The organism is Trinickia soli, from assembly GCF_002879855.1.
Classification (GTDB): Bacteria; Pseudomonadota; Gammaproteobacteria; order Burkholderiales; family Burkholderiaceae; genus Trinickia; species Trinickia soli.
Genome location: NZ_PNYB01000002.1, coordinates 23,684 through 48,347 on the forward strand (window position 1 = coordinate 23,684; position 24,664 = coordinate 48,347).

Consider the following 24,664-nt stretch of genomic DNA (forward strand, 5'->3'; position numbering starts at 1 on the left):
ACGCGATACCGGCCGTACCGGGCGTCGTTCCCGGTTCGGTCCAGAATATGAAGAGGGCAGGAGCCGAAACGTCGGTTCCTGCCTTTTTTGTTTTGGCCTCGTTTTGCCTGCTGGCTAACGCGCAGCCATTTCGCGATAATGCCTCCCCATGAACGCACCGTCGAACGATCCGCAACTCGAGTCGCTGAAAGTCCCACCGCATTCGATCGAGGCCGAGCAATCCGTCCTGGGCGGCCTGCTGCTCGATAATGCGGCCTGGGACCGTATCGCCGATTTCCTGTCTCAGAGCGATTTTTACCGGTACGACCACCGGCTCATCTACGAGCACATCGGGCGCCTCATCGCTGCGACGCGCCCGGCCGACGTCGTGACGGTGTACGAAGCGTTGTCCACCTCGGGCAAAGCCGACGAGGTGGGCGGCCTCGCTTACCTGAACGCGCTCGCGCAAAACACGCCGAGCGCCGCCAATATCCGGCGCTATGCCGAAATCGTCCGCGATCGGGCGGTGTTGCGCCGGCTCGTGTCGGTGGCCGACGAAATCTCCGCCGATGCGTTCAATCCGCAGGGCAAGGAAGTCCGGCAGCTGCTCGACGAGGCCGAATCGAAGGTATTTTCGATTGCCGAGGACGGTGCACGCGGCACGCAGGGCTTTCTTGAGATCGGGCCCTTGCTGACGCAGGTCGTCGAGCGCATCGATACGCTTTACCACACGGCCAATCCAAGCGACGTGACGGGCACGCCGACAGGCTTCGTCGATCTCGATCGGATGACGTCGGGCATGCACGGCGGCGAACTGATCATCGTGGCGGGGCGGCCGTCGATGGGCAAGGCGCAGCCGGTCGACGCGCGCGTGAAGACGTTGTCGGGCTGGAAGCGCATGGGCGAGCTTCAACGGGGCGACGCGTTGGCATCGGTGGACGGCGCGCCGTCGATGGTGACGGGCGTCTACCCACAGGGCGAGCGGCAAGTGTACCGGGTGCGGTTTTCCGACGGGCGCTCGGCTGAATGCTGTGACGAACATCTTTGGCGCGTGCATTTCCGCAGCTGGGCAAAGCCGCGCGTTGTCGATACGGCCGAACTGCGTACTCTGCTCACGCAGCAGCGCTATCGGAACCGCTTGTGGATCGACCTGCCTGGCGGCGAATTCGGTCACGCTGAAGCATTGCCGGTCGACCCGTGGGTGCTCGGCGCGCTGCTCGGCGACGGTGAAATCGATGGCACGTCGGTTCGCTTCAGCGTCAGGGCCGAAGGCGCCTTCGAGCGCATGCGCTCGCACGCCGGCGCAGCCGTGGAACTCCACTACGCGGGCGAAGGCGATGCGCGGATCGAACGCCGCGCCGCGGGTGCGAGCGTCGACCCGCTCAGACACGCGCTCGAGCGGCTCAGCCTGTGGGGCTGTACGGGGCGCGACAAATTCATCCCGCGTGCCTATCTGGACGCCGCCAAGCCTGCGCGCCTCGATTTGCTGCGTGGGCTGCTGGACACGAACGGTCGCGCCGAATCGTCGGGCACCGTGCGGTATTCGACAGTCAGCTCGCGGCTGGCGAGCGACGTCTGCGAGCTCGTGCGCTCGCTCGGCGGCTGGTGCTCGGTGTCGGAAAAGCAATCGTCGTTTGCAGACGACGGCGAGCGTCGGCAAGGTGCGATCACGTACCAATGCACGATCAGCCATCCCGACCCGCAAAGCCTTTTCTTGTTCGAAGGCAATCGTGAGCGTCTCGAGCGAGGGCGCGCCAGGCACAAGATGCCTGTGATCGTCTCGATCGAACCCACGCGCTGTACGCAGACGCAATGTATCTCGGTGTCGCATCCGTCGCGCCTCTACGTAACGGACGACTATGTCGTGACGCACAACACGGCATTTTCGATGAACATCGGCGAATACGTCGCCGTCGAGTACGGGCTGCCCGTCGCGGTGTTCTCGATGGAAATGCCTGGTACGCAGCTCGTGATGCGGATGCTCGGCTCGGTGGGGCGTCTCGACCAGCATCGGATGCGCACCGGCCGGCTGACCGATGAAGACTGGCCCAAGCTCACGCACGCCGTGCAGAAAATGAGCGAGGCGCAACTGTTCATCGACGAGACGGGCGGTCTGAATCCGATGGAACTGCGCTCGCGCGCGCGACGTCTCGCGCGCCAGTGCGGCAAGCTCGGTCTCATCATCGTCGACTACCTGCAGCTGATGTCCGGTTCGTCGTCCGGCGAAAACCGCGCCACGGAAATCTCTGAAATCTCGCGGTCGCTCAAGAGCCTGGCGAAGGAACTCGACGTGCCGGTGATTGCGCTGTCGCAGCTCAATCGTGGTCTCGAACAGCGGCCGAACAAGCGGCCCGTGATGTCGGACCTGCGCGAGTCTGGCGCTATCGAGCAGGACGCGGACGTCATCCTCTTCATTTACCGCGACGAAGTCTACAATCCCGACAGCCCCGACAAAGGCACGGCCGAGATTATCATCGGCAAACAGCGTAACGGTCCGATCGGCCCCGTTCGGCTCACCTTCCTGGGCCAATACACGAAGTTCGATAATTTCGCCGGCGCCCAGAATTTCTACGGCGGCGAGTAGGCGCTTGCAACGAGCGCCGCGGCAGGGGTGTTGCATTCCGGTGTAGCGGGTGCAACCAGTCGTTGGGCGCGCTCCCATCACCCGGTACAATGTTGCAGTTTTATGTCAGCCCCGAAGAGGCGCTGCGCGGGACTGCCTCTCTGCCCCCCGCCCGGCGCAATCTTGCCTGGCCCAGCGGCACAGGCCGCCGCGGCGTTGGGGCGCCCAATATGACCACCTATCGGGATCTCAATGTTCGGTCGTTTCATGCCCACCGAGGGCAAGTTCTTTGAAATCTTCAACGAGCACGCAAAGTGCATCGTTTCTGCGAGCGAAGAGCTCGAACACCTCGTCGACAATCTCAGCGAAGCCGAAGTGCATAAACAGCGCGTTCAGGCCAACGAAAAGGCCGCGGACAAACTGACGCACGAGACGATCGACCTGTTGCACAAGACGTTCATCACGCCCCTCGATCGCGACGAGATCCACAAGCTGATCACGACGATGGACGACATCCTCGACCTGATGGAAGACGTTGCGACGGCTGTCTCGCTTTACGACGTGCAAGCGATGACCTCGGAAGCGAGCCAACTCGCGCACATCTGCACGCAGACGGCCAAGCATGTGCAACAAGCGGTCAATATGTTGTCCGACATGAGCCAGGCGCGCCAGATTCTCGCGGCCTGCGAGGAGATCGACCGTCTGGAATCCGAAGCCGATCGCGTGCTGCGCTCAGCCATGTCGAAGCTGTTCCGCGAAGAGGACGACGTCAAGACGCTGATCAAGCTCAAGGCCGTGTACGAGTTGCTCGAATCGATCACGGACAAGTGCGAGGATGTCGCGAACATCATCGAAGGCATCGTGTTGGAAAACGCGTAAAGCGGACGGACTCAACTGATGCAATCGATCCAGATCGCCATTTGGGCGCTCGCGACGCTGATCGCCGTCGCGCTCGTCTTCGACTTCATGAACGGCTTTCACGACGCGGCGAACTCGATCGCGACCGTCGTCTCCACCGGGGTGCTGAAGCCGCAGCAGGCCGTCGTGTTTGCGGCTGCCTGCAACGTCATCGCGTACTTCATCTTTCATTTGAAGGTCGCCTCGACGGTCGGGAAGGGGACGATCGACCCAAAAATCGTCGATCACTACATCGTATTCGGCGCGCTGTTCGGCGCGATCATTTGGAACATCCTGACCTGGCGCTTCGGCATCCCGTCGAGTTCTTCTCATGCGCTGATCGGCGGCCTCGTCGGGGCAGCGCTGGCCAAATCGGGCTGGTGGGCGCTCAATATCGACGGGATCATGAAAACCGTCGCCTTCATCTTCCTCTCGCCGCTGCTCGGCTTCGTCCTCGGCTCGTTTTTCATGACAGCCGTGTCGTGGATCTACTTCCGAACGCCACCGAGCAAGGTCGACCGCCGTTTCCGGCGCCTGCAGCTCATCTCGGCCGGGCTTTATAGTCTGGGGCACGGCGGCAACGACGCGCAAAAGACGATCGGCATTATCTGGATGCTGCTGATCGCGACGGGCTTTGCTTCGGCTACGGCTGCGGCACCGCCGGTCTGGGTCGTGGGCGCCTGCTACATGTCGATGGGCCTCGGAACGCTGTTCGGCGGCTGGCGCATCGTCCGCACGATGGGACAGAAGATCACGAAGCTCAAGCCGGTCGGCGGCTTTTGTGCGGAAGCGGGTGGGGCGATCACGTTGTTCCTGGCGTCGGCCATCGGCGTGCCCGTGTCCACGACGCATACGATCACCGGCGCGATCGTCGGGGTGGGCGCGACGCAAAAACTGTCAGCCGTGCGCTGGGGCGTTGCCGGCAATATCGTCTGGGCCTGGGTGCTGACCATTCCTGCGTCGGCGGTACTCGCGGCGATCGGCTGGTGGCTCGGGCATCGGTTCTTCTAAGCGCGCATGGTATAGCCGCGGGTGCTCTATTCGCGGGCGTTGGCGAATTGTGCGATCGGGTCGTCGGCAGTGGCGCTCGGGGCGGCTTGGAACGGCGGGAGCGTTGAAGCACGCATGATCGGGCCATTCGCTTCGCTGGCCGGTGCCTGCACCGGCACCGGCAGCGCGCCGATACGCTTGGCCTGCCGCTGCGCTTGAGCGGCAGCAGGCGGCGGTGGTTCAAAGGCGTCGGCAGCCGCGTCGATCGGATCTTCGACCGCCGCCGTGGCGGACGGCGCCGATGACGAGCGCGACAGGGCGGGCGGGCTGATCGGCGCCGTCGGTGTTTCCGTTGCCGCCTGCTCTGTGGGCGCATCGAACGGCGAGGGGCGTGCAAGCGGTGGCGCGACGCGCCGAATGCCGTCGAAGTGTTTCGCCCAGTACGGGTTTGTCAGATAGTCAATCCGAACGGTGCCTCCTGTAGACGGCGCGTTCACGAAGCGCAGCTTGCCGACATAGATGCCCACGTGCGAATGCGGTCGCCCCGTCGTGTTGAAGAAAATCAGGTCGCCGGGCGCCACCTCATCGGGCTCGATCGATTCCCCGCGATGGCTGATGTCGGCGGTCGTACGTGGCAGGTCGACGTCGGCAGCGCGCGCGACGACGTACCTCACGAGCCCGCTGCAATCGAACCCGCTGTCCGGCGTATTGCCGCCCCACCGATAGGGGACGCCGACGAGGCTCATGGCCTGGATGGAGATTTCTTCGCGCCCGATACTGTGATCGACAAAGCGGGGCGAACCCGGCGGCATCGTGCGCAGCGCGTTGTTGCCGTACGCTGACCCGCCTCCCGTGCGTCCAGCCTTTGGCGGCGCACTCGAGCACGCAGCCAGCGACAGCACGACAAGAATGACAGACCAGGATCGCAGCATGGCATCGAATACCCTGCGCACGCGGCGCCGGGCATGAAAAGAACCGTCGGACGGCCGGTCGGATAACAGTCTTGATTCCGAACGCCGTTGCGGCCGATGGTAGTCCTGCTGGCGGGGCTTCGGCAAGAATTCTTCATAAATTACTTGAAGTGTGTCGCCCAACTGTTGCCCGGCCGACACGGGCAGACACGGGCAGATGACCGGTAGCGCTCTCGGCTCTCGCTCCGCCCCCAAAAGAAAAACGCCCGGCGAGCCGGGCGTGGTTAGCAGCAGTGGAAAGGCGTGGAACTGCGTCGTCGCGGGGCGCGCCGCGGCGAACGCGCTCAGAGAATGTCTGACGCGTAGTCGGCCAACCGCGAGCGTTCGCCGCGTGCGAGCGTGACATGGCCGCTGTGCGCCCATCCTTTGAAGCGATCGACGACGTACGTGAGCCCCGAGCTACCCTCGGTCAAATATGGCGTGTCGATCTGCGCGATATTGCCGAGGCAGACGATCTTCGTGCCGGGGCCCGCGCGCGTGACGAGCGTCTTCATCTGCTTAGGCGTCAGGTTTTGCGCTTCGTCGATGATGAGGTACTTGTCGACGAACGTCCGCCCCCGCATGAAATTCATGCTCTTGACCTTCAGGCGCGAGCGGATCAGCTCCTGTGTGGCGGCGCGGCCCCATTCGCCGGCACTGTCGTCGGTCCGTTGCAGCACTTCGAGGTTGTCATCGAATGCGCCCATCCACGGCTGCATCTTCTCTTCTTCAGTGCCCGGCAAAAAGCCGATGTCTTCACCGACCGGCACCGTCGCACGCGTGACGATGATCTCGTTATATCGCTTCTCGTCGAGCACTTGCGCGAGTCCGGCCGCCAGTGCCACCAGCGTCTTGCCTGTGCCGGCTTGTCCGAGCAGCGTGACGAAGTCGATGTCGGGATTCATGAGCAGGTTCAGCGCGAAATTCTGCTCGCGGTTGCGGGCCGTGATGCCCCAGACGTTGTTCTTGTGGTGGCTGTAGTCGCGCAGCGTCTGCAGCACCGCCGTCTTGCCATTGAGCTCGCGCACGATCGCCTGGAACGGCGGCTCGCCCGTTTGCGGTTCCAGGTAGAGGAACTCATTGACGAGCAGCGACGGACACACCGGTCCTGTTACACGGTAGTAAGTCGTACCCGTCTTGTTGTCCTGCCAGCTTTCCATGCCCTTGGCATGTTTGGTCCAGAAGTCCTGCGGCAGCGGGCGCACGCCCGAGAACAGGAGATCCTTGTCCTCGAGCACCTGATCGTTGAAATAATCCTCGGCCGGCAACCCCAGCGCGTGGGCCTTGATCCGCATGTTGATGTCTTTCGACACCAGCACCACCTGACGATCTTCGCGATCGCGTTGCAGCGCGCGCACCACGCCCAGAATCTGGTTGTCCGCCTTACCCTGGGGCAGTCCCTCGACGGGCTCGATGTCGGCGAGCTTCGTTTGGAAGTAGAGCCGGCCCAGCGCTTCGCGGCTGCCGAGGCGAGCGAGCGGCAGCCCCTCGCTGATCGGCCCTGCGTTGGCGACGATCGCATCGAGCGTGCGGCTGACCTGGCGAGCGTTGCGCGCGACTTCCGACATGCCCTTCTTATGATTGTCGAGTTCTTCGAGCGTCATCATCGGCAGATAGACGTCGTGTTCCTCGAAACGGAAAAGGCAGGTCGGGTCATGCATCAGCACGTTCGTGTCGAGCACGAACAGCTTGCGCACTTCGGCCTCGCCCGCGACGACCTTGCGCGTGCGAGGCCTGACGGCGGGTGCCGCCTGCGCTTGGACTGCGGGCGCCGGAGCAGCGGGCGTCTGGCTGCGCGCCTGCACAGGTGCGGCGGGTGTGGCAGGTGCGGCAGGGGTGAGCAGCGCTGCCGTTTGCTTCGGCTTGCGGCCGCGGGCGGGCGTTGCGCTCTGGTTTTCGACGGCGGGCGAGGGCGGCATCGAACTCAGCGTGGCGCCCGCATTGGCGGCGGACCCCATCGGCGCGGCGACGGAGGTGGCGCCGCTTACCGCGTCATACTCGGCCGCTTCTGCTTGCTCCCCAATCGTCCCTTGTTTTTTGGCGCTGCGCGCCGGTCTGGCTTTCGCCTTGAATTCATCGGGCGGCAATAAGCTGCCGAGCTTGCTGGGCGGGGTAGGCAAAGGCATGGTTTCCCTCAAAGAATCGGGTCGCATCTCATGCGCTGCCGAGCAGGCAGCCCCAGGTCGTGGGGCCGGCGCTCGAGCAGCGCGTTTCAGGTTTCGGTTCGCCGGTTCGCCTAGATTTCGATCAGCTCCTTAGCAAGAGAACGGCTGAGGGGCGCGCCCACCCGCCGAAAAACAAAAAAGCCGCCGCTCCGGTTGCGATGGAGCTAGCGGCTCGATTGCGAGCATTGCACGGCGCCTGACGGGTAAAGCGTCTGCCTTGGCGACGACGCCGGCGCGGCTGCGAACAAGACGAAGTGAACGGGAACTCATTGCAATGCAATATAACGCGCGTCAAAGTCCTTGTACAGCCTCCAGCGTGTCGTCGACATGGCCGGGCACTTTTACGCCACGCCACTCCTGGCGAAGCACGCCGTCGGCGTCTATCAGAAAGGTGGAGCGCTCGATGCCCCGCACTTCCTTGCCATACATCTTTTTCATTTTGATGACGCCGAACAGCGAGCAAAGCGCTTCGTCCGGATCCGAAATCAACGGAAACGGCAGTTCGAGCTTCGCTTTGAAATTCTCGTGCGAGCGCAGGCTGTCGCGCGATACGCCGATGATTTCGGCACCGGCCTTCTGAAATTGGGGGTAAAGATCGCGAAACTGCAGACCTTCGGTCGTGCAGCCCGGCGTGTTGTCCTTCGGATAAAAGTACAGCACCACCTTTTTGCCCCGAAGGCCGGACAGCGTGATTTCGCCGCCGGTAGCGGCGGCGGAAAAATCGGGGACGGGTTGGTCGACTGCAATAGGCACGTGGTTCTCCTGTTTTTATCGCGCAAATTGTTCGGCGGCCTGACGGGCCTGGCCATTTGGCCATTTGGCCGCGCGTGCACTGCGCGGCGGCGGCGGGCGGTCAGTCCGGCTGGACGATCAGTTCGCCCGAGCGGCCGGGAATCGCACCCCAGGTGACAGGGTACGATGGCAGCAGGTTGCGGTCCAGCGCAGCATGGTAATCGCCCATCGTCGCAAAAGTGTGACCTTGGGCGTGCCAGCCCGCGAGCAGTTGCTCGAAGACGGGCGCAAGCTTTTGCCCTTCGAGTTCGGCGTGCAGCGTGAAGACTTGGTCCTGCGGGCTGTGGGCCGTGGCGGCGAGCAGCCGCTGCGCGACATTCGTTTCGTCGCACCCGTCGACGCCGATCAACTCGTCGAGCGTGGGCAGCGTCGTGGGCAATTGCACGTGCTCGAGCGTCCTGCCTTGGACGACGGGCCGATACGGGGAATGACCCCGCCCATCCGACGCGTAAGACATGCCCCAAGCATCGATCTGCTCGAAGGCATGCTCGTTCATCTGCCACCCGGCCGAGCCGTGGGTGGCGGGCGGTGCGCCGAATACATCGACGAAGCGCGCGAAGCTCTTTTGCATTTCGCCGATCGTCCAGTCGCGCCCGCGCGAGCGGACATTGTCCTGCCAGTACACGTGGTCCCACGTGTGGATGCCGCATTCGAAGCCGGCTTCGTGGATTGCACGCATATCGGCCACGCCGCGCCGGCCGATGTCAGGCCCTGGCAGCAGCACGCCATACATCAACTGTTTGACCCCGTAGTGCTCGAGCACCGATGTGCGCGACACCTTCTTCAGGAAGCCGGGCCGCAGGACCCTGCGCAGCGCCCAGCCCGTGTGATCCGGGCCGAGGCTGAACAGAAACGTGGCGCGCGCCTTGAAGCGGTCGAGCATGCGCGCAAGATTGGGCACGCCTTCGCGGGTGCCGCGCAGCGTGTCGACGTCGATTTTGAGAACGATGCGGGGCAAAGGCAGACCTCGAAGCGTGGCGGCGGCGCAGCGAAGCCGTGCTTACTGCTGCTCGACGAGCGCGCGGGCGTCGCCGACGTGTCCACGGTACGCTTCGAAAATCTTGCGCAGCGCGTCGTCGAACGTGGTCGTGGGCGCCCAGGCGAGCTCGGCCATCGTATTGTCGATTTTCGGGACGCGGTTCTGGACGTCTTGATAGCCCTTGCCGTAGTACGCGCCCGACGACGTTTCGACGAGTTGCACTGCCTTGGCCGAATCGGCGTATTCAAGATATTCGGCGGCCAGCGCCAGCATCTTGTGAGCGAGTTCGCGCACCGAAAAGTTGTTCTTCGGATTGCCGATGTTGTAAATCTTGCCCGACGCGATGTCGTCCTTGTTCTCGATGATCTTCATCAAGGCGCTAATGCCGTCGTCGATATCGGTAAACGCGCGCTTTTGCGAGCCGCCGTCGACGAGGCTGATGTTTTCGCCGCGCACGATGTGGCCCAGGAACTGCGTGACCACCCGCGAGCTGCCTTCCTTCGGCGTATAGATCGAATCGAGGCCCGGCCCGATCCAGTTGAACGGGCGGAACAGCGTGAAATTGAGGCCCTCCTGCATGCCGTAGCCCCAGATCACGCGGTCCATGAGCTGCTTCGAGCAGGCGTAGATCCAGCGCGGCTTGTTGATCGGACCGTAGGTCAGGGCCGATGCCTCGGGATCGAACTCCTCGTCGGCGCACATGCCGTAGACCTCGGACGTCGACGGAAACACGAGGTGCTTGCGATACTTCACGGCCGAACGCACGATCGGCAGGTTCGCTTCAAAGTCGAGCTCGAACACGCGCAGCGGCTGTTGCACGTACGTGGCGGGTGTAGCGATCGCCACGAGCGGCAGGATCACATCGCACTTCTTCACGTGATATTCGACCCACTCCTTGTTGATCGTGATGTCGCCTTCGAAGAAGTGCATCCGCTCATGCTTCGTGAGATCGCCCAGGCGGTCCGTCTGCATGTCCATGCCGAACACTTCCCAGTCGGTCGTCTCGAGGATGCGCTTGGACAAATGGTGGCCGATGAAGCCATTGACGCCGAGAATCAGGACTTTCTTGGCGGAACGTTCGGTTTTGGCGGAATTCATGAATGACGAGAGCTGGAACTGTGAGTGAGCTGGACGAACTGCGCGGGGGTGACGACGGTTTCGTGCCCGTCGCGCTGATGCCGCAATTCGAAGATGGCGATTGCGCGCGCATCGCCGCAGACGCCGAAACACGCATTATCGCTTACGTACAGACCCGGGGGCAAATCGGTGGGGCCGCCATCGGTGGGGCCGCCATCGGTGCGTTCACGATACGCCGCGCCGAGCCGCGTCATCGCATCGAGACCGGCCATGCGCGCGCGCGCGATCACGAAGCGTTCCCCGGCGACATCGGTGAATGCGCCCGGGTACGGCGGAGCGACCGCGCGGATGAGGTTGTAGACCTCTTGCGCGGGCTTGGACCAATCGATGCGGCCGTCCTCGGGTTTGCGCCCGCCAAAGTAGCTGCCGCGGGCGAGGTCGTTCGGCAAGTGAGGCGCCTCGCCGGCGATGAGCGCCGGCAGCACGCGCCAAAGCGTTTGCTCCGCCGCGACTGTCACCTTGTCGAAGACTTCCTGAGCCGTATCGTCAGGCAAAATCGGCACGGCCGTCTGTCCGACGATCGCACCGGCGTCCGGCTTGAGCGCCATTTCGTGCAGTGTCGCGCCAGTCTCGGTCTCGCCGTTCAGCACGGCCCAGTTCGTCGGCACGCGGCCCCGATACTTTGGCAGCAGCGAGCCGTGCATGTTGTAGGCGCCGCGCGGCGCGAGCGCCAGCAGTGCCGCCGGCAACATATGACGGTAGTAGAACGAGAAAATGAAGTCGGGCCGCGCGCGCGCGACCGCGTCATGCATCTGCGCGCCGGTGGGGTCGGCGGGCGTGATCGTTTCGATCCCGTGCTCGGCTGCCACTTGCGCGACGCTGCCGAACCAGATGCGCTCGGCCGGATTGTCCTCATGGGTCACGACGAGCGCGACGTCGACGCCGCGCGCGAGCAACACGCGCAGGCAGCGCACACCGACGTTGTGGTACGCGAAAACGACGGCGCGCGGCTTCATCGATCGCGTTCCTGCGTTTGTGTCGGCCACGCGGCATCGGGGGCCGCCGTGCCCGGAGCCGCTTGAGCCGCAGGAGCGGCGCCGGTGGCCGGGATCGGCGGCACATCGCCGGGACGCGCCTCGAGCACTGTTTGCACGAGGTAGCGGGGGCGCGCGCGCACCTGCTGGTAGATGCGCCCGATGTATTCGCCAAGCAGGCCCAAGGCGAAGATGATCACGCCGAGCATGAAGAATGTAATGGCGAACAGTGTGAACACGCCTTGAACCTCCGCGCCGATGACGAAGCGCCTGACGACGAGCAGCAGAAACAATCCCGCCGAGCCCATCGACAAAATCACGCCGATGAACGAAAGCCATTGCAGCGGCACGACGGAGAAGCCCGTCACGAGATCGAAGTTCAGGCGGATCAGGCTGTAGAGCGAATACTTCGACTCGCCGGCGAATCGCTCTTCGTGCGCGACTTCGAGTTCGATCGGGTTCTGGGCAAAAGTGTAGGCGAGCGCGGGAATGAAGGTGTTCACTTCGCCGCAGCGGTTGATCGTGTCGATGATCTGGCGGCTGTATGCGCGCAACATACAACCTTGGTCCGTCATCTTGATATGCGTGATCCGTTCGCGCAGGCGGTTCATCGCGCGCGAGGCCTTGCGCCGCCAAAGCGTGTCCTGGCGCTGCTTGCGGATCGAGCCCACGTAGTCGTAGCCTTCGCGCATCTTGGCGACGAGCTTGCCGATTTCCTCGGGCGGGTTTTGCAGGTCGGCATCGAGCGTGAGGACGATGTCGCCGCGCGACTCCTCGAAGCCGGCAAGGATCGCCATGTGCTGCCCGTAATTGCCGTTCAGCAGCACGACGCGCGTCGTGTCGGGCCGCGCGCGAAACTGCTCGGCGAGAATCGCGGCCGATTTGTCGCGACTGCCGTCGTTGATGAAAATGATCTCGTAGCGCGTGCCCAGCGCGTCGAGCGCCGGGTATAGACGCGCAAACAGCGCGCGCAACCCGGCCTCCTCGTTGTAGACGGGGATGACGACCGAGACCTCCGGCAGGCCGGAGCGGTGTTCCGTGTAACTCATGTCCGCTTATTTCCCATTTTGTTCGCAGATTTCGTTGACGGCGTTGCACACGCGCGCCACGTCACGCTCGGTCATCAGCGTGAACATCGGCAGCGTGACCGTCGTCGCGCCGAAGCGCTCGGCATGCGGGAACATGCCGGGCGCGAAACCGCGCGCGCGGTAAAGCGTGAACAGGTGAATCGCCGGGTAATGCACGCCGGAACCGATCCGATAGACGTCGTGCAGCTTCTGCATGAACGCCGCGCGATCGATCGACAGGCGCTCCAGGGGCAGCGTGATCTGGAACATGTGCCAGTTGCCGTTATCGAAGTCGGCTACGGGCAAGCCTACGCCCATCTCCACCGCCGCGCCGCCTTCGAACCCCGCGAAGTAGGCGCGTGCGAGTTGCTTGCGGGTAGCCGTGAACCTTTCGATCTTTGCAAGCTGACCCAGGCCGACGCGCGCCGCCACATCGGTCAGATTGTACTTGCCGCCGAGCACATCGCAGTCCATGCCGTCGTATCCCTTGCGCGTGATGCCCTGCAAGCGGTACTTGCGGGCCAATTCGGCCTCGTCTTCGTCGTTGAGCACGAGTGCGCCGCCTTCGATCGAGGTCAGGTTCTTGTTCGCGTGGAAACTGAACGAGACGAGATCGCCGAGCTTGCCGATGCGCTCGCCGCGCCACGTGGCGCCGAACGCTTGCGCGGCGTCTTCGACCACGCGCAGCTTGTAGGCCCGCGCGATGGCATAGAGCCGGTCCATGTCGACGGGCAGCCCGGCGAGAAACACGGGGATGATCGCCTTCGTGCGCGGCGTGATCGCTTTCTCGAGCAGATTCAGATCGATGTTGCGCGTGAACGGATCGATGTCGACGAAGACGGGCGTCGCGCCGACTTCGAGAATGACGTTCGCCGTCGAGACCCACGACGCGGGCGTCGTGATGACTTCGTCGCCCGCGCCCACCCCGGCGATGCGCAAGCCGATTTCCAGCGTTGCCGTGCCCGAATTGAAGGTGCGCACGGGGCGCCCGCCGCAAAACGCCGACAGTTCCTGCTCGAACGCCTGATTCTGCGGGCCCGTCGTGATCCAGCCGGAGCGCAGCACATCGGCCACGCCCGCTATCGTCTCTTCATCGATTTCGGGACGTACGAAAGGCAGGAAGGGAAGGGAGTCTTCGGTCATGGGCTTCGCTCGAGTACGAGAGTGTTAGGTTCGCAGCGGCGCCGATGGCGCCGGCCTTTTATGAGTCGCCGTGAAAGCGGGTTGCGTGGGGCGCTGTGCCGCTCAACTGCGGGCCAGCACGAACACGCCGATCAGAATGATGCCGATGCCGATCAGACGTTGCAGGCTCAATGCTTCTCCGAAGAGATACCAGGCGGCGAAAGCATTGACCACGTAACCGAGCGAGAGCATCGGATAGGCGATCGACACGTCGACGCGGGACAAACCGACGATCCAGACGGCGACGCTGATCACATAGCAGGCCAGCCCGCCGATGATCGGCGCCTGCATCGCGAGCTTCAGGCCGATCGGCAGAATGTTCGCACGGGTGAATTCGAAGTGTCCAACGGCGTTGACGCCGGCCTTGAGCAGCAACTGCGCGCAGGCGTTCAGGGCAACGCCCGACAGAATGCAAAAAAGCGAAATCGGGTTCATCGAATCGGGATCAGTGGCGGTTGCTGGATGGGCGGCGGGAACGAGCCGCCATCACGGTTTTTCGACGACGACGCGACGCGCATCGCGCGCGATCACCCGCATCGGCAGTTGCGTGGCGGCCAACGCGGCGTAGCGGTCGGGCCGCATGACGGCCAGCGCATGCGGAGCTGCGTTCCAGCGCGCAATCCATTCGCCCACTGTGGGCACCCATTTGGACGGTTCTTGGGCTACGCCAAAGCCCAGTTCGTCAGGGCTTTCGACCATGATGGTCGTGTGGCCGACGTAAAACGGCAGCGTATGGTCCAGGTAGCCGACCGAATAAAAAGGCGTATCGGCGGGCAGCCGCGCGAGGGCCGCTTTGACAGCCGGTGCCAGCAGGGCTCCCGAGCTTTGGCGCCCGAAAGCGTCATGCCCCGTGCCGGCAATCGTGCAGAGCATGATCCAGCCAGCGCCAAAGACCGCGGCCGACGACAACACACCGCGCTCGGTGCGCCTCAGCACGAACAGCGCGGCGAGCGTCAGGGCGAGGGCCACGCCGATCGCGGCGAACACCCAAATGCGAAACTCGCGGTAGAGCACATTCGGGGTGCGAGCGTCGCCAAAGCGGGCGATGAAGATCGCGCCAACGGCCGCGACGACGAGAAACACGGCATAGCCGATCAGATGCCCGCGCCACCTGGTGCGCGAGACGTGCGGCAGGTAGGCTCCGATCACGAGCGCAAGCGCCGGGGCGACCGGCAGCACATACGACACGAGCTTCGAGTGCGACGCGCTGAAAAACACGAAGATGAACGCCGACCAGACGATCAGCAGCGTGCCGGGCGAGAAACCGTTCAATGGGCGCGGCTGGGCAAGCATGTGCCGAAGGCTCTGCCAGCCGATCGATAGCCAGGGAAGCAGTCCGACCAGCAGCACTCCGACGAAGTAGTACACCGGCCCCGGCCGATTCTGCGCGGGCGTCAGATACCGGTCGAATTGCTGAACGATAAAGAAGAAATTCAGGAATTCGGGGTTGCGTTGCTGGACGAGGACGAACCAGGGCGTAGCGATCGCGAAGAAGATGATGAGGCCGCTTGGCAGGTAGAGCCGTCGCCACAAGGCCCAGTCGCGCGTGATCAGCGTATAGAGCACGAGCGCGGCGCCGGGCAGGATGAGGCCGACGAGGCCTTTGGACAGTACGGCGAGCGCCATCGACGCCCAGCAGAGCCACATCCAGCGCCGCGCCTCGCGCGGCGCGACGCCTGCACGCTGGGCCAGGAGCATCGAGCACAGCGTGAGCTCCATCCAGAACGACAGCCCCATATCGAGCGTGTTGAAGTGTCCCATCAACTGCCAATAGGGGGCGCTGGCCAGCACGAGCGCGGCGGCAAAGCCCGCCGCGGCGCTGAAAACGCGGGAGCCCGTATAGCCGACGAGCAGCACGCCGGCAAAGCCCGTGAGCGCCGTATAAAGGCGCGCTTGCCATGCGCCGATGCCGAACCAGGCGAACGTGAGCGCGTTCATCCACGTCTGCAGCGGCGGCTTTTCGAAATACTTGTAGCCGTTGTAGCGCGGCGTGATCCAGTCTCCTGTCACGAACATCTCGCGCGCCATTTCGGCATAGCGGCCCTCGTCGCTGGGCACGAGGTGCCGCCATCCGAGCGGGACGAACCAGATGACGGCGAGCGCCAGCACCAGCAGGGCGAGTGCGACGGGGCCGACAGGCCAGCGCTGCGCGGCGCTCTCCGACTGTACGGATGCGCTGGCGGACCGAATCGCGCCATCGGCGCGCGAGTAGCGTTGAAGCGGCATGAAATTGGCGTCAGTGTTTATCGTTCGTCTATCGGGTCGGGTCGAGCCGCGCGCGGCTGAAGCCCGAGGCTTGGCGCGACGGAGCGGGCCGGCTGCTCATCGTTCGATGAGCAGCGCGGCGGCCACGCGCCGGCCTTCGGCCATCAGAATGTTGTAAGTTCGGCATGCGGCCATGAAATCCATCGTCTCGACGCCGATGCGCCGTGCTGACAGCGCAGCGGTCAGGCGCGGATGCGGAAAGCGCAGGCGCGCGCCGCTGCCGAACACGACGAGTTCGGGGGCTTGGCTGAGCAGCAGCTCGAAATGTTCCGGCCCGAGCACGTCGAATGACGACACGGGCCAGTCGCTGACGGGCACGTCGGGCAGCAGTACGATGCTGCTTTCATGACGTACGAGGTTGACCTCGACGTAATCGGCGCCGTAACCCGTCACAGTGTTCAGCGCGCCGCTGGAGTCCTGGTGTAATTTCAAATCCGTTTCCGTAAGTCGATCGGACGCGGCGTGGACGGCCACGACCGCATCGGGGCCGAAAGGGCTTGCGCAGCGATTGTGCATTGCGAAAGTCGGCCAAAATCCGCTAAATTATAACTTTTTAGTCGCCAGCGGCGGCCGCCATCGTGCAACTGCGGTACAACTGCGGTGCAACTTCGATACACCGGGGTACAACTGCGGCGGCTCAACTGCGCCGTGCAAGTGCGCGAGCGAACTCCAACCATCGCCGGGCGTGCGCCAAAAGCGCGACGCCGATCAGGCGGTTTTGCAGCGCACGTTTCGTCCGGCCCACCCCACGCCGCCCGTGCGCAGCAACGCTTCGAAGCGTACCGATGAGCGGTGCGCCGATCGCCGTGAGGCGGCCCGTCGTGGCCGCGTCCGGCTCTCCCCAGGAAACAGTGTCCGCCGTGAAACCGATTCTAAAATCGAACAAGCTGCTCAACGTCTGCTACGACATCCGCGGGCCTGTGCTCGAACACGCCAAGCGACTGGAAGAAGACGGGCATCGCATCATCAAGCTCAATATCGGCAACCTGGCGCCGTTCGGGTTCGATGCGCCCGACGAGATCATTCAGGACGTGATCCGTAATCTGCCGGCGTCCGCGGGCTACTCCGATTCGAAGGGCGTGTTCGCCGCGCGCAAGGCGATCATGCACTATTCGCAGCAAAAAGGCGTGGCCGGCGTTGAACTGGACGACATCTATATCGGCAACGGCGCTTCCGAACTCATCGTGATGGCGATGCAGGCGCTGCTCAACGACGGCGACGAGGTGTTGCTGCCGGCGCCCGACTACCCGCTGTGGACGGCGGCGGTCAGCCTGTCCGGCGGCACGCCCGTGCATTATCTTTGCGACGAATCGAACGGCTGGATGCCCGATCTCGACGATCTGCGCTCGAAGATCACGCCGCGCACGCGTGCGCTCGTCGTCATCAACCCGAACAATCCGACGGGCGCGCTCTATTCGGACGAGCTGCTGCTCGATCTGCTCGAAATCGCGCGTCAGCACGGGCTCGTCGTGTTTGCGGACGAGGTCTACGACAAAATCGTCTACGACGGCAAAAAGCATACGTCGGTTGGCGCGTTGTCGGACGACGTCCTGACCGTCACGTTCAATAGCCTGTCCAAGAGCTACCGCTCGTGCGGTTATCGCGCCGGGTGGATGTATGTGTCCGGCCTGACGGGAGAGAACCGCCGCCGCGCCAAGGACTATTTCGAGGGTCTCGGCATCCTCGCCTCGATGCGCCTGTGCCCGAACGTACCTGGCCAGTACGCGATTCAAACGGCGCTCGGCGGCTATCAGAGCATCAACGATCTGATCGCTCCGGGCGGACGCCTCTACAAGCAGCGGCAGATCGCCTACGACATGCTCAACGCGATTCCGGGCGTGAGTTGCGTCAAGCCTGAGGCGGCGCTGTACATGTTCCCGCGGCTCGACCCGGAGATCTATCCGATCAAGGACGACCAGCAGTTCATCCTCGATCTGCTGCTCGAAGAACGCGTCTTGCTCGTGCAGGGCACGGGCTTCAATTGGCCGCGTCCGGACCATTTCCGCGTCGTGTTTTTGCCGAACGTCGACGATTTGACCGATTCGATCAACCGGATCGGGCGCTTTCTCGAAGGTTATCGCAAGCGTCATGGCGGTTAGCCGTGACGCGGGCTCCGGCCGCGAGCGGCAGCGGGACAGGCGTTTCCTTTTCAACGATTTATCTCACTAGAACACGCTGCATGGAACCGATCAAAGTAGGCTTGTTGGGCTTCGGGACGGTCGGCAGCGGCACCTTTACGGTGCTGCGCCGCAACCAGGAAGAGATCAAACGTCGCGCGGGCCGCGGGATCGAGGTGGCGCGCATTGCCGTGCGCAATCCGGCGAAGGCGCGGGCCGCGCTCGGCGATTTCGTCAACACGGTCGATGTCGGCAGCGACTTCGAATCGGTCGTCGACGACCCGGCTATCGACATCGTCGCCGAGATGATCGGCGGCACCGGCATTGCACGCGAACTCGTGCTGCGCGCGATCGCGCACGGCAAGCACGTCGTGACGGCGAACAAGGCGTTGCTCGCCGTGCATGGCACCGAGATCTTCGAGGCCGCGCGCGCGAAAGGCGTGATGGTGGCGTTCGAGGCGGCGGTGGCGGGCGGCATTCCGATCATCAAGGCGCTGCGCGAGGGGCTGACGGCCAACCGCATTCAATCGATCACGGGCATCATCAACGGCACGACGAACTACATCCTGTCGGAGATGCGCGAGCGCGGGCTCGACTTTGCGACGGCGCTGAAGCAGGCTCAGGCGCTCGGCTATGCCGAAGCCGATCCGACCTTCGACGTCGAAGGCGTCGACGCCGCCCACAAGCTCACGATCATGAGCGCGATCGCATTCGGTATTCCGATGCAGTTCGATCGGGCGCACATCGAAGGGATCAGCAAGCTCGCTTCGATCGACATCAAGTACGCCGAAGATCTCGGCTATCGCATCAAACTGCTGGGCATTACGCGTCGCACGGAGCGCGGCATCGAGCTGCGCGTGCATCCGACGCTGATCTCGGCCAAGCGCCTGCTCGCCAACGTCGAGGGCGCGATGAACGCCGTCGAGGTGCATGGCGACGCGGTGGGCGCGACGCTCTACTACGGCAAGGGCGCGGGCGCCGAGCCGACGGCTTCGGCCGTGGTCGCCGATCTCGTCGACGTGACCCGTCTGCACACGGCCGATCCGGGCCACCGCGTGCCGCATCTCGCGTTCCAACCGCAAAGCGTGTCGGATACGCCTGTGCTGCCGATCGACGAAGTCATGAGCGGCTACTACCTGCGCCTGCGGGTGGCCGACGTCACCGGCGTGCTGGCCGACATCACGCGCATCCTTGCCGATGCGGGCATCTCGATCGATGCTTTGTTGCAAAAAGAGTCGGAGCAGATCGCCGATAATGGCGAGACCGACGTCGTCATCATTACGCACGACACGCTGGAGAAGAATGTCAACGCGGCGATAGCGCGCATTGAAGCGCTGTCGACGGTCGTCTCGAACGTCACGAAGCTGCGGATTGAAGCGCAGAGTTGAGCATTACACCGAAATCGAAGCCACGAAGCCGACCATGAACTACATTTCGACGCGGGGCGCCGGCATCGGCGAGCGCCATACGTTCTCCGACATCCTGCTCACAGGCCTTGCCAAGGACGGCGGGCTTTACCTGCCGGCCGAGTATCCGCGCGTCAGCGCCGACGAGTTGGCCCGGTGGCGTACGCTGCCTTATGCCGATCTGGCTTTCGAAGTGCTGAGCAAATTCTGCGACGACATCGCGCCGGCCGATCTGCACGAGCTCACGCGTCGCACGTATCGCGCGGACGTCTATCGCCACGTGCGCGCAGGCGAAGATGCGCGCGAAATTACGCCGCTGGCGCCGCTTGGCGTCGAGAGCGGCGCGCCGTTGTCGCTGCTCGCACTGTCGAACGGGCCTACGCTAGCCTTCAAGGATATGGCGATGCAGTTGCTCGGCAACCTGTTCGAGTACGCGCTTGCCAAACACGGGCAGACGCTCAACATTCTCGGCGCGACGTCGGGCGATACGGGCAGCGCTGCCGAGTATGCGATGCGCGGCAAGGCCGGCATTCGCGTGTTCATGCTGTCGCCGCATCGGAAGATGAGCGCGTTTCAGACGGCGCAGATGTACAGTCTGCAAGAGCCGAACATCTTCAACCTGGCAATCGAAGGGGTGTTCGACGACTGCCAGGACATCGTCAAGGCCGTCTCGAACGATCATGCGTTCAAGGCACAACATCGCATCGGCACGGTGAACTCGATCAACTGGGCGCGCGTCGTGGCTCAGGTCGTCTATTACTTCAAGGGCTACTTTGCGGCGACGCGTTCGAACGACGAACGCGTTTCGTTCACGGTGCCGTCGGGCAACTTCGGCAATGTCTGCGCCGGCCACATCGCCCGCATGATGGGCTTGCCGATCGAAAAGCTCGTCGTCGCCACCAACGAGAACGACGTACTCGACGAGTTCTTCCGCACGGGCGCCTATCGCGTGCGCGGCGCCGCGCAGACGTACCATACGAGCAGCCCGAGCATGGATATCTCGAAAGCGTCGAACTTCGAGCGGTTCGTGTTCGATCTATTGGGCCGCGATCCGGCGCGCGTGTTGCAGCTGTTCCGCGACGTCGAGGAAAAAGGCGGATTCGACCTCGTCGCCAGCGGCGATTTCTCGCGCGTGCGCGAGTTCGGCTTCGTATCGGGCCGCAGCACGCACGACGATCGGATCGCGACGATTCGCGACGTGTTTGCGCGCTACGGTCAGATCATCGACACCCACACGGCCGATGGCCTGAAGGTCGCGCGCGAGCATCTGGACCCGGGCGTCCCGATGATCGTGCTCGAAACGGCCCAGCCGATCAAATTCGGCGAATCGATCCGCGAGGCGCTCGGGCGCGACCCGCAGCGTCCCGCCGCTTTCGATGGGCTCGAAGCGCTGCCGCAGCGCTTCGACGTGCTGCCGGCCGATGCCGCGCACGTCAAGGCGTTCATCGCCCAGCACACCACCGACTGAACGGCTCGCGGACGAGGCGGGCGTCGTCGCGTCTCTCGTCCGCCGGGTTGTCCCTCTGCTTGTGCCCCTGTTTGTCCGCTCGCGCTCATGGGCGACTTGCGTCGCGGCATATGCCGTATCGGCGGGGCCTCGCTACAATGACGGTTTTCGCAGCGAGAATCGCCTGCCGATGCCTACGCCCACCTCATCCGCTTCCCGCGCGCCATTGTTGTCCACCGCCGAGGCGCTGTCAGCGCTGCTGGCCGCCGCGGTTCCCATCGCCGAAACCGAATCCGTCCCGACGCGGGACGCGCTAGGGCGCGTGCTATCCGCCGATGTCGTATCGGCGCTCGACGTACCGCCAGCGCAGATGAGCGCGATGGACGGCTATGCGGTGCGCGTCGCGGATCTGACGCATGGCGATCGGCGCTTGCCGGTATCCCAGCGTGTGGCGGCTGGCCAATCGCCGCAACCGTTGGCCGCTGGCACGGCGGCCCGCATTTTTACGGGCGCGCCGGTGCCGCCGGGCGCAGATGCCGTCGTGATGCAGGAGCAAACCGAAGCGGACGGTGATGCAGTGGCGATTCTGCATACGCCGAAAGCCGGCGAATGGATGACGGCGCAGGGAGCGGACATCCGTCGCGGCGCCGTCGTTCTGCCGGCCGGCACGCGGCTTTCGCCGCAAGCGTTGGGGCTTGCGGCATCGATCGGCTGCGCCAGGCTGGATGTCACGCGGCGCCTGAAGGTGGCGGTTTTCTTCACGGGCGACGAACTGACGATGCCGGGCGAACCGCTTGCCCCGGGCGGGATCTACAACTCGAACCGCTTTACGATCGGCGGGCTGCTGGCACGCCTTAACTGCGAAGTGACCGATCTGGGCATCGTGCCCGATCGCCTGGAAGCGACGTGCGATGCCCTGGCTGCCGCTGCGCGCGGGCACGACCTGATCCTGACTTCGGGTGGCGTGTCGGTCGGCGAGGAAGATCACGTGAAACCGGCCGTCGAATCGTTGGGGCGCCTCGCGCTTTGGCAGATCGCGATGAAACCGGGCAAACCGCTCGCCTATGGCGCCGTGCGCAAATCGGCGGCCGCGGGCCCGGCCGAGGAAACGCATTTCATCGGTTTGCCGGGCAACCCCGTGTCGAGCTTCGTGACGTTTCTCATGTTCGTCCGGCCGTTCTTGTTGCGACTGTCGGGCGTGCGCGACGTTGCGCCTCGCGCACTGTCGCTGCGGGCCGATTTCACGCAGGAGAAGGGCGATCGTCGCAACGAATTTCTGCGCGCACGCATCAACGCGGCGGGCGGCCTCGATCTGTTCCCGAACCAGAGTTCCGCGGTGCTGACATCGACGGTCTGGGGCGACGGTCTCATCGACAATCCGCCGAATCATGCAATCAGCGCAGGCGAAACGGTACGGTTTCTTCCCTTTTCCGAATTGCTTGGCTGACAGCCACACGCAATTACCACTCGTCGAGTGCGATGCCGACATGAAAATAGAACTCAGGTACTTTGCAAGCGTGCGCGAGGCGCTCGGAACTGCCCAGGAAACCGTGGAAGTGCCCGAAGGCGTCGCCACAGTCGGGGACGTACGCACGTGGCTCTGCACGCGCGGCGGTGCGTGGGCCGACACGCTGGCGCAGGGGCGGGCGCTGCGCATGGCCTGCAACCACGCGATGACCGAAGCAGGAACGCGATTGACCGACGGTTGCGAAGTCGCGTTTTTCCCGCCCGTCACCGGCGGTTAAGCGCACGCCATCTGCCCCGATTTCTGACCGATCGCCCGGAGGCCATCATGACCGTTCGCGTTCAAACTGACGATTTCGACCTGTCGACCGAAATCGGCTTGCTGCGGGCCGAGAACCCGAAGGTCGGGGCCGTCGTCGCCTTCGTCGGCACCGTGCGCGACCTGAACGACGGCGAAGACGTCGCCGCGATGGAGCTCGAACATTATCCGGGCATGACGGAAAAGGCGCTCGAAGCGATCGTCGTGGAGGCGAGGCGCCGCTGGCCCGGCTCGGAGATTCTGATCGTCCATCGCGTCGGCAAGCTCCATCCGCGCGATCAGATCGTGTTGGCGGCGGCTACGTCAATGCATCGACACGACGCGTTCGATGCTTGTTCGTTCGTCATGGATTATCTGAAGACGCAAGCGCCGTTTTGGAAAAAGGAGACGACGCCGGGCGGAGAACGATGGGTCGACGCCCGGGTCTCGGACGATGTCGCACTGGCGCGTTGGGGGCTGGCCTCGACCAACGTCGCGCCGAGCGACGAGTGAGTGCCGCAGGCTCGTGCGGCGGGCTTCAGCGGCCGCGGCCGGCCGCGGGGGGGCGTCAACGGCCGGATTGACCCGATTCCGGGTCCGCGTCGGGTGTCGAGCGGCCTATGATTCTGGTCGGAAACGGCTCGCGGCGGCGGCCCCCAGAGGGGCTCTCGATCGACGCGTCGGCGTTGCGTCTCGGTGCGATCCGGTCGAGCAGCGCCTGTTGTTCGGGCGGGATGGCATAGTCCCAGCCGAACCGGCTCAATTGCAGGCTTTGGGCGATTCGCAGTGCCGGTTCCATGAAGCGGACGGCGGCCGCAGGTTCGTAGCGGTCGCAGACGGTATCCAAAAACAAGTGCAGCCAGCGGCTGAAATGGCGCGGCTCGACGCCTTCGAGCGGCTGATGGGCTTGCTGAATGTTGCCGCGATAGCGCTTGTCGCCCAGCACGAGGCTGCCCCAGAACACGCACATTTTGGGCAAATGGGTATCCCAGCGGCCTTCGAGCACTGCGTCAAAAACGGGTCCAAGCAGCGGATCGGCCCGCACGCGATCGTAAAAGGCATAGACGAGTTCGCGAATATTCGCTTCCGTCGGCTCGGCATAGCGCTGTGGGAGTGTCCCGGCGCCGGTGTCAGTAGAGGTGGCCATCGAATTTACCGTAGCGCGCGCTGCGATCGCGGCGCGCTCGTGGAAAACTGCGCGTAAAGCAGACTAAAAGCAGACTAAATTAAGAGAAGGCGCAAATTGCCGCAGCAGTCGGCATACCTGCGTGCTCGATGCATGTTATGGTCAAGCCGCCGTCTATACAACCCTTCGCCCGGTGCGGTATTGCCGTCGGACACGATCCGCTGCCCGACCCCGTACCTGGCTTTATTCGAGCTGTTGCGTGCCAGATGAGACTTACAGACTACACCGACTACGCCCTGCGCGTGCTGCTGTTCCTGGCCGTGCGCGACGAGGGACTCACGACGATCCATGACATTTCCGAAGCGTACGGGGTGTCGAAGAACCACCTGATGAAGGTGGTGCAGCGGCTCGGCGAACTGGGTTGGATCGACACGGTGCGGGGCCGGAACGGTGGCCTACGCCTGAATTCACGCTCGCTCTCGCTGACGATTGGCGAAGTCGTGCGCGGGACTGAAGGTGATTTCGCGATCGTCGGCTGCTTTCCGCGCGAGGGCGCCGAACCACGCAGCTGCGTCATAGAGCCGCAGTGCCGGCTGAAGCATGTATTCGAGGCGGCCCGCGCCGCATTCCTTGCGGAACTCGATAGGCATACGCTGGGCGAGCTCGCCAGTCCGGCCGCGCCGCTGGCTGCTTTGCTGGGCCTGGGCACCGTTCCGACGGGTGCGCCGGCTCGACCGGTGGTGCCGATCACGGCTGCGTAGTTCCGGTCGGACCGCGGCGGGGCGACGGGTCGCGCAGGATGCCCGGCTCGGCCGTGGGTCGACGGCGGCGAAATGTGTGTGTCTTTCGCCAGAATCTGCTTGAAA

The 24,664-nt window shown here is 63.9% G+C and carries 22 protein-coding genes; 10 read left to right on the forward strand and 12 right to left on the reverse strand.

Annotated features, from left to right (window positions below; translation table 11 throughout):
- The first annotated feature begins 148 nt into the window (after positions 1-148).
- The 3 genes from dnaB (at position 149) to C0Z19_RS02435 (ending at position 4,450) form a co-directional block, all read left to right on the forward strand.
- A complete protein-coding gene (gene dnaB, locus C0Z19_RS02425; RefSeq protein ID WP_102608215.1) occupies positions 149-2,563 on the forward strand; it encodes a replicative DNA helicase in 2,415 nt (804 codons plus the stop codon).
- Positions 2,564-2,794: 231 nt separating this feature from the next.
- Positions 2,795-3,421, forward strand: a complete 627-nt coding sequence (locus C0Z19_RS02430; RefSeq protein WP_102608216.1) for a DUF47 domain-containing protein — start codon at positions 2,795-2,797, stop codon at positions 3,419-3,421.
- Between the two features lie 18 nt (positions 3,422-3,439).
- Positions 3,440-4,450 carry an inorganic phosphate transporter gene (locus C0Z19_RS02435; RefSeq protein ID WP_102608217.1) on the forward strand — a complete coding sequence of 337 codons (1,011 nt, stop codon included), beginning with the start codon at positions 3,440-3,442 and terminating at the stop codon, positions 4,448-4,450.
- A 26-nt stretch (positions 4,451-4,476) separates the two neighbouring features.
- On the opposite strand, the gene C0Z19_RS02440 is transcribed toward C0Z19_RS02435, so the two are convergent.
- From C0Z19_RS02440 to C0Z19_RS02490, 11 genes are all read right to left on the reverse strand, one after another.
- The gene (locus C0Z19_RS02440; RefSeq protein WP_102608218.1) at positions 4,477-5,361 is read right to left on the reverse strand and encodes a C40 family peptidase; all 885 of its coding nucleotides are present in this window, start codon (positions 5,359-5,361) and stop codon (positions 4,477-4,479) included.
- 323 nt (positions 5,362-5,684) lie between these two features.
- Positions 5,685-7,505, reverse strand: coding sequence for a PhoH family protein (locus C0Z19_RS02445; RefSeq protein ID WP_102608219.1), 1,821 nt, complete (start codon positions 7,503-7,505; stop codon positions 5,685-5,687).
- 330 nt (positions 7,506-7,835) lie between these two features.
- Positions 7,836-8,297: a peroxiredoxin gene (locus tag C0Z19_RS02450; RefSeq protein ID WP_102608220.1), complete on the reverse strand. Its 462-nt coding sequence runs from the start codon at positions 8,295-8,297 to the stop codon at positions 7,836-7,838.
- A 100-nt stretch (positions 8,298-8,397) separates the two neighbouring features.
- Positions 8,398-9,294, reverse strand: coding sequence for a polysaccharide deacetylase family protein (locus C0Z19_RS02455; RefSeq protein ID WP_102608221.1), 897 nt, complete (start codon positions 9,292-9,294; stop codon positions 8,398-8,400).
- Positions 9,295-9,336: 42 nt separating this feature from the next.
- Entirely contained in the window at positions 9,337-10,413 is a 1,077-nt protein-coding gene (locus tag C0Z19_RS02460) for a bifunctional UDP-4-keto-pentose/UDP-xylose synthase (RefSeq protein WP_102608222.1), read from the reverse strand.
- Positions 10,410-11,408, reverse strand: coding sequence for a formyltransferase (locus tag C0Z19_RS02465; RefSeq protein WP_102608223.1), 999 nt, complete (start codon positions 11,406-11,408; stop codon positions 10,410-10,412). The genes C0Z19_RS02460 and C0Z19_RS02465 overlap by 4 nt, the downstream gene beginning before the upstream one ends.
- The gene (locus tag C0Z19_RS02470; RefSeq protein ID WP_102608224.1) at positions 11,405-12,475 is read right to left on the reverse strand and encodes a glycosyltransferase; all 1,071 of its coding nucleotides are present in this window, start codon (positions 12,473-12,475) and stop codon (positions 11,405-11,407) included. The genes C0Z19_RS02465 and C0Z19_RS02470 overlap by 4 nt, the downstream gene beginning before the upstream one ends.
- Positions 12,476-12,481: 6 nt before the next feature.
- Entirely contained in the window at positions 12,482-13,636 is a 1,155-nt protein-coding gene (locus C0Z19_RS02475; protein ID WP_102608225.1) for a DegT/DnrJ/EryC1/StrS family aminotransferase, read from the reverse strand.
- Positions 13,637-13,738: 102 nt separating this feature from the next.
- Complete coding sequence (locus tag C0Z19_RS02480) at positions 13,739-14,110, reverse strand: SMR family transporter (RefSeq protein WP_102608226.1); 372 nt, start codon at positions 14,108-14,110, stop codon at positions 13,739-13,741.
- A 51-nt stretch (positions 14,111-14,161) separates the two neighbouring features.
- Positions 14,162-15,901, reverse strand: a complete 1,740-nt coding sequence (locus C0Z19_RS02485) for a glycosyltransferase family 39 protein (protein ID WP_102608227.1) — start codon at positions 15,899-15,901, stop codon at positions 14,162-14,164.
- A 96-nt stretch (positions 15,902-15,997) separates the two neighbouring features.
- Positions 15,998-16,372, reverse strand: a complete 375-nt coding sequence (locus C0Z19_RS02490; RefSeq protein ID WP_102608494.1) for an Mth938-like domain-containing protein — start codon at positions 16,370-16,372, stop codon at positions 15,998-16,000.
- Positions 16,373-16,791: 419 nt separating this feature from the next.
- Here C0Z19_RS02490 and C0Z19_RS02495 point away from each other — a divergent pair, with 419 nt between their 5' ends.
- From C0Z19_RS02495 to moaE, 6 genes are all read left to right on the forward strand, one after another.
- A complete protein-coding gene (locus C0Z19_RS02495; RefSeq protein ID WP_102608495.1) occupies positions 16,792-18,039 on the forward strand; it encodes a pyridoxal phosphate-dependent aminotransferase in 1,248 nt (415 codons plus the stop codon).
- Positions 18,040-18,119: 80 nt separating this feature from the next.
- Positions 18,120-19,445: a homoserine dehydrogenase gene (locus tag C0Z19_RS02500; RefSeq protein WP_102608228.1), complete on the forward strand. Its 1,326-nt coding sequence runs from the start codon at positions 18,120-18,122 to the stop codon at positions 19,443-19,445.
- A 34-nt stretch (positions 19,446-19,479) separates the two neighbouring features.
- A complete protein-coding gene (thrC, locus tag C0Z19_RS02505; protein WP_102608229.1) occupies positions 19,480-20,931 on the forward strand; it encodes a threonine synthase in 1,452 nt (483 codons plus the stop codon).
- Between the two features lie 169 nt (positions 20,932-21,100).
- On the forward strand, positions 21,101-22,357 hold the full coding sequence (locus C0Z19_RS02510; RefSeq protein ID WP_102608230.1) for a molybdopterin molybdotransferase MoeA: 1,257 nt from the start codon (positions 21,101-21,103) through the stop codon (positions 22,355-22,357).
- Between the two features lie 40 nt (positions 22,358-22,397).
- A complete protein-coding gene (gene moaD / locus C0Z19_RS02515; RefSeq protein ID WP_102608231.1) occupies positions 22,398-22,655 on the forward strand; it encodes a molybdopterin converting factor subunit 1 in 258 nt (85 codons plus the stop codon).
- 47 nt (positions 22,656-22,702) lie between these two features.
- The gene (gene moaE / locus C0Z19_RS02520) at positions 22,703-23,185 is read left to right on the forward strand and encodes a molybdopterin synthase catalytic subunit MoaE (RefSeq protein ID WP_102608232.1); all 483 of its coding nucleotides are present in this window, start codon (positions 22,703-22,705) and stop codon (positions 23,183-23,185) included.
- Between the two features lie 55 nt (positions 23,186-23,240).
- Here moaE and C0Z19_RS02525 read toward each other — a convergent pair whose 3' ends face one another.
- Positions 23,241-23,819: a group III truncated hemoglobin gene (locus C0Z19_RS02525; protein ID WP_102608233.1), complete on the reverse strand. Its 579-nt coding sequence runs from the start codon at positions 23,817-23,819 to the stop codon at positions 23,241-23,243.
- Positions 23,820-24,064: 245 nt separating this feature from the next.
- Here C0Z19_RS02525 and C0Z19_RS02530 point away from each other — a divergent pair, with 245 nt between their 5' ends.
- The gene (locus C0Z19_RS02530) at positions 24,065-24,559 is read left to right on the forward strand and encodes an Rrf2 family transcriptional regulator (RefSeq protein WP_102608234.1); all 495 of its coding nucleotides are present in this window, start codon (positions 24,065-24,067) and stop codon (positions 24,557-24,559) included.
- Positions 24,560-24,664 lie beyond the last annotated feature (105 nt).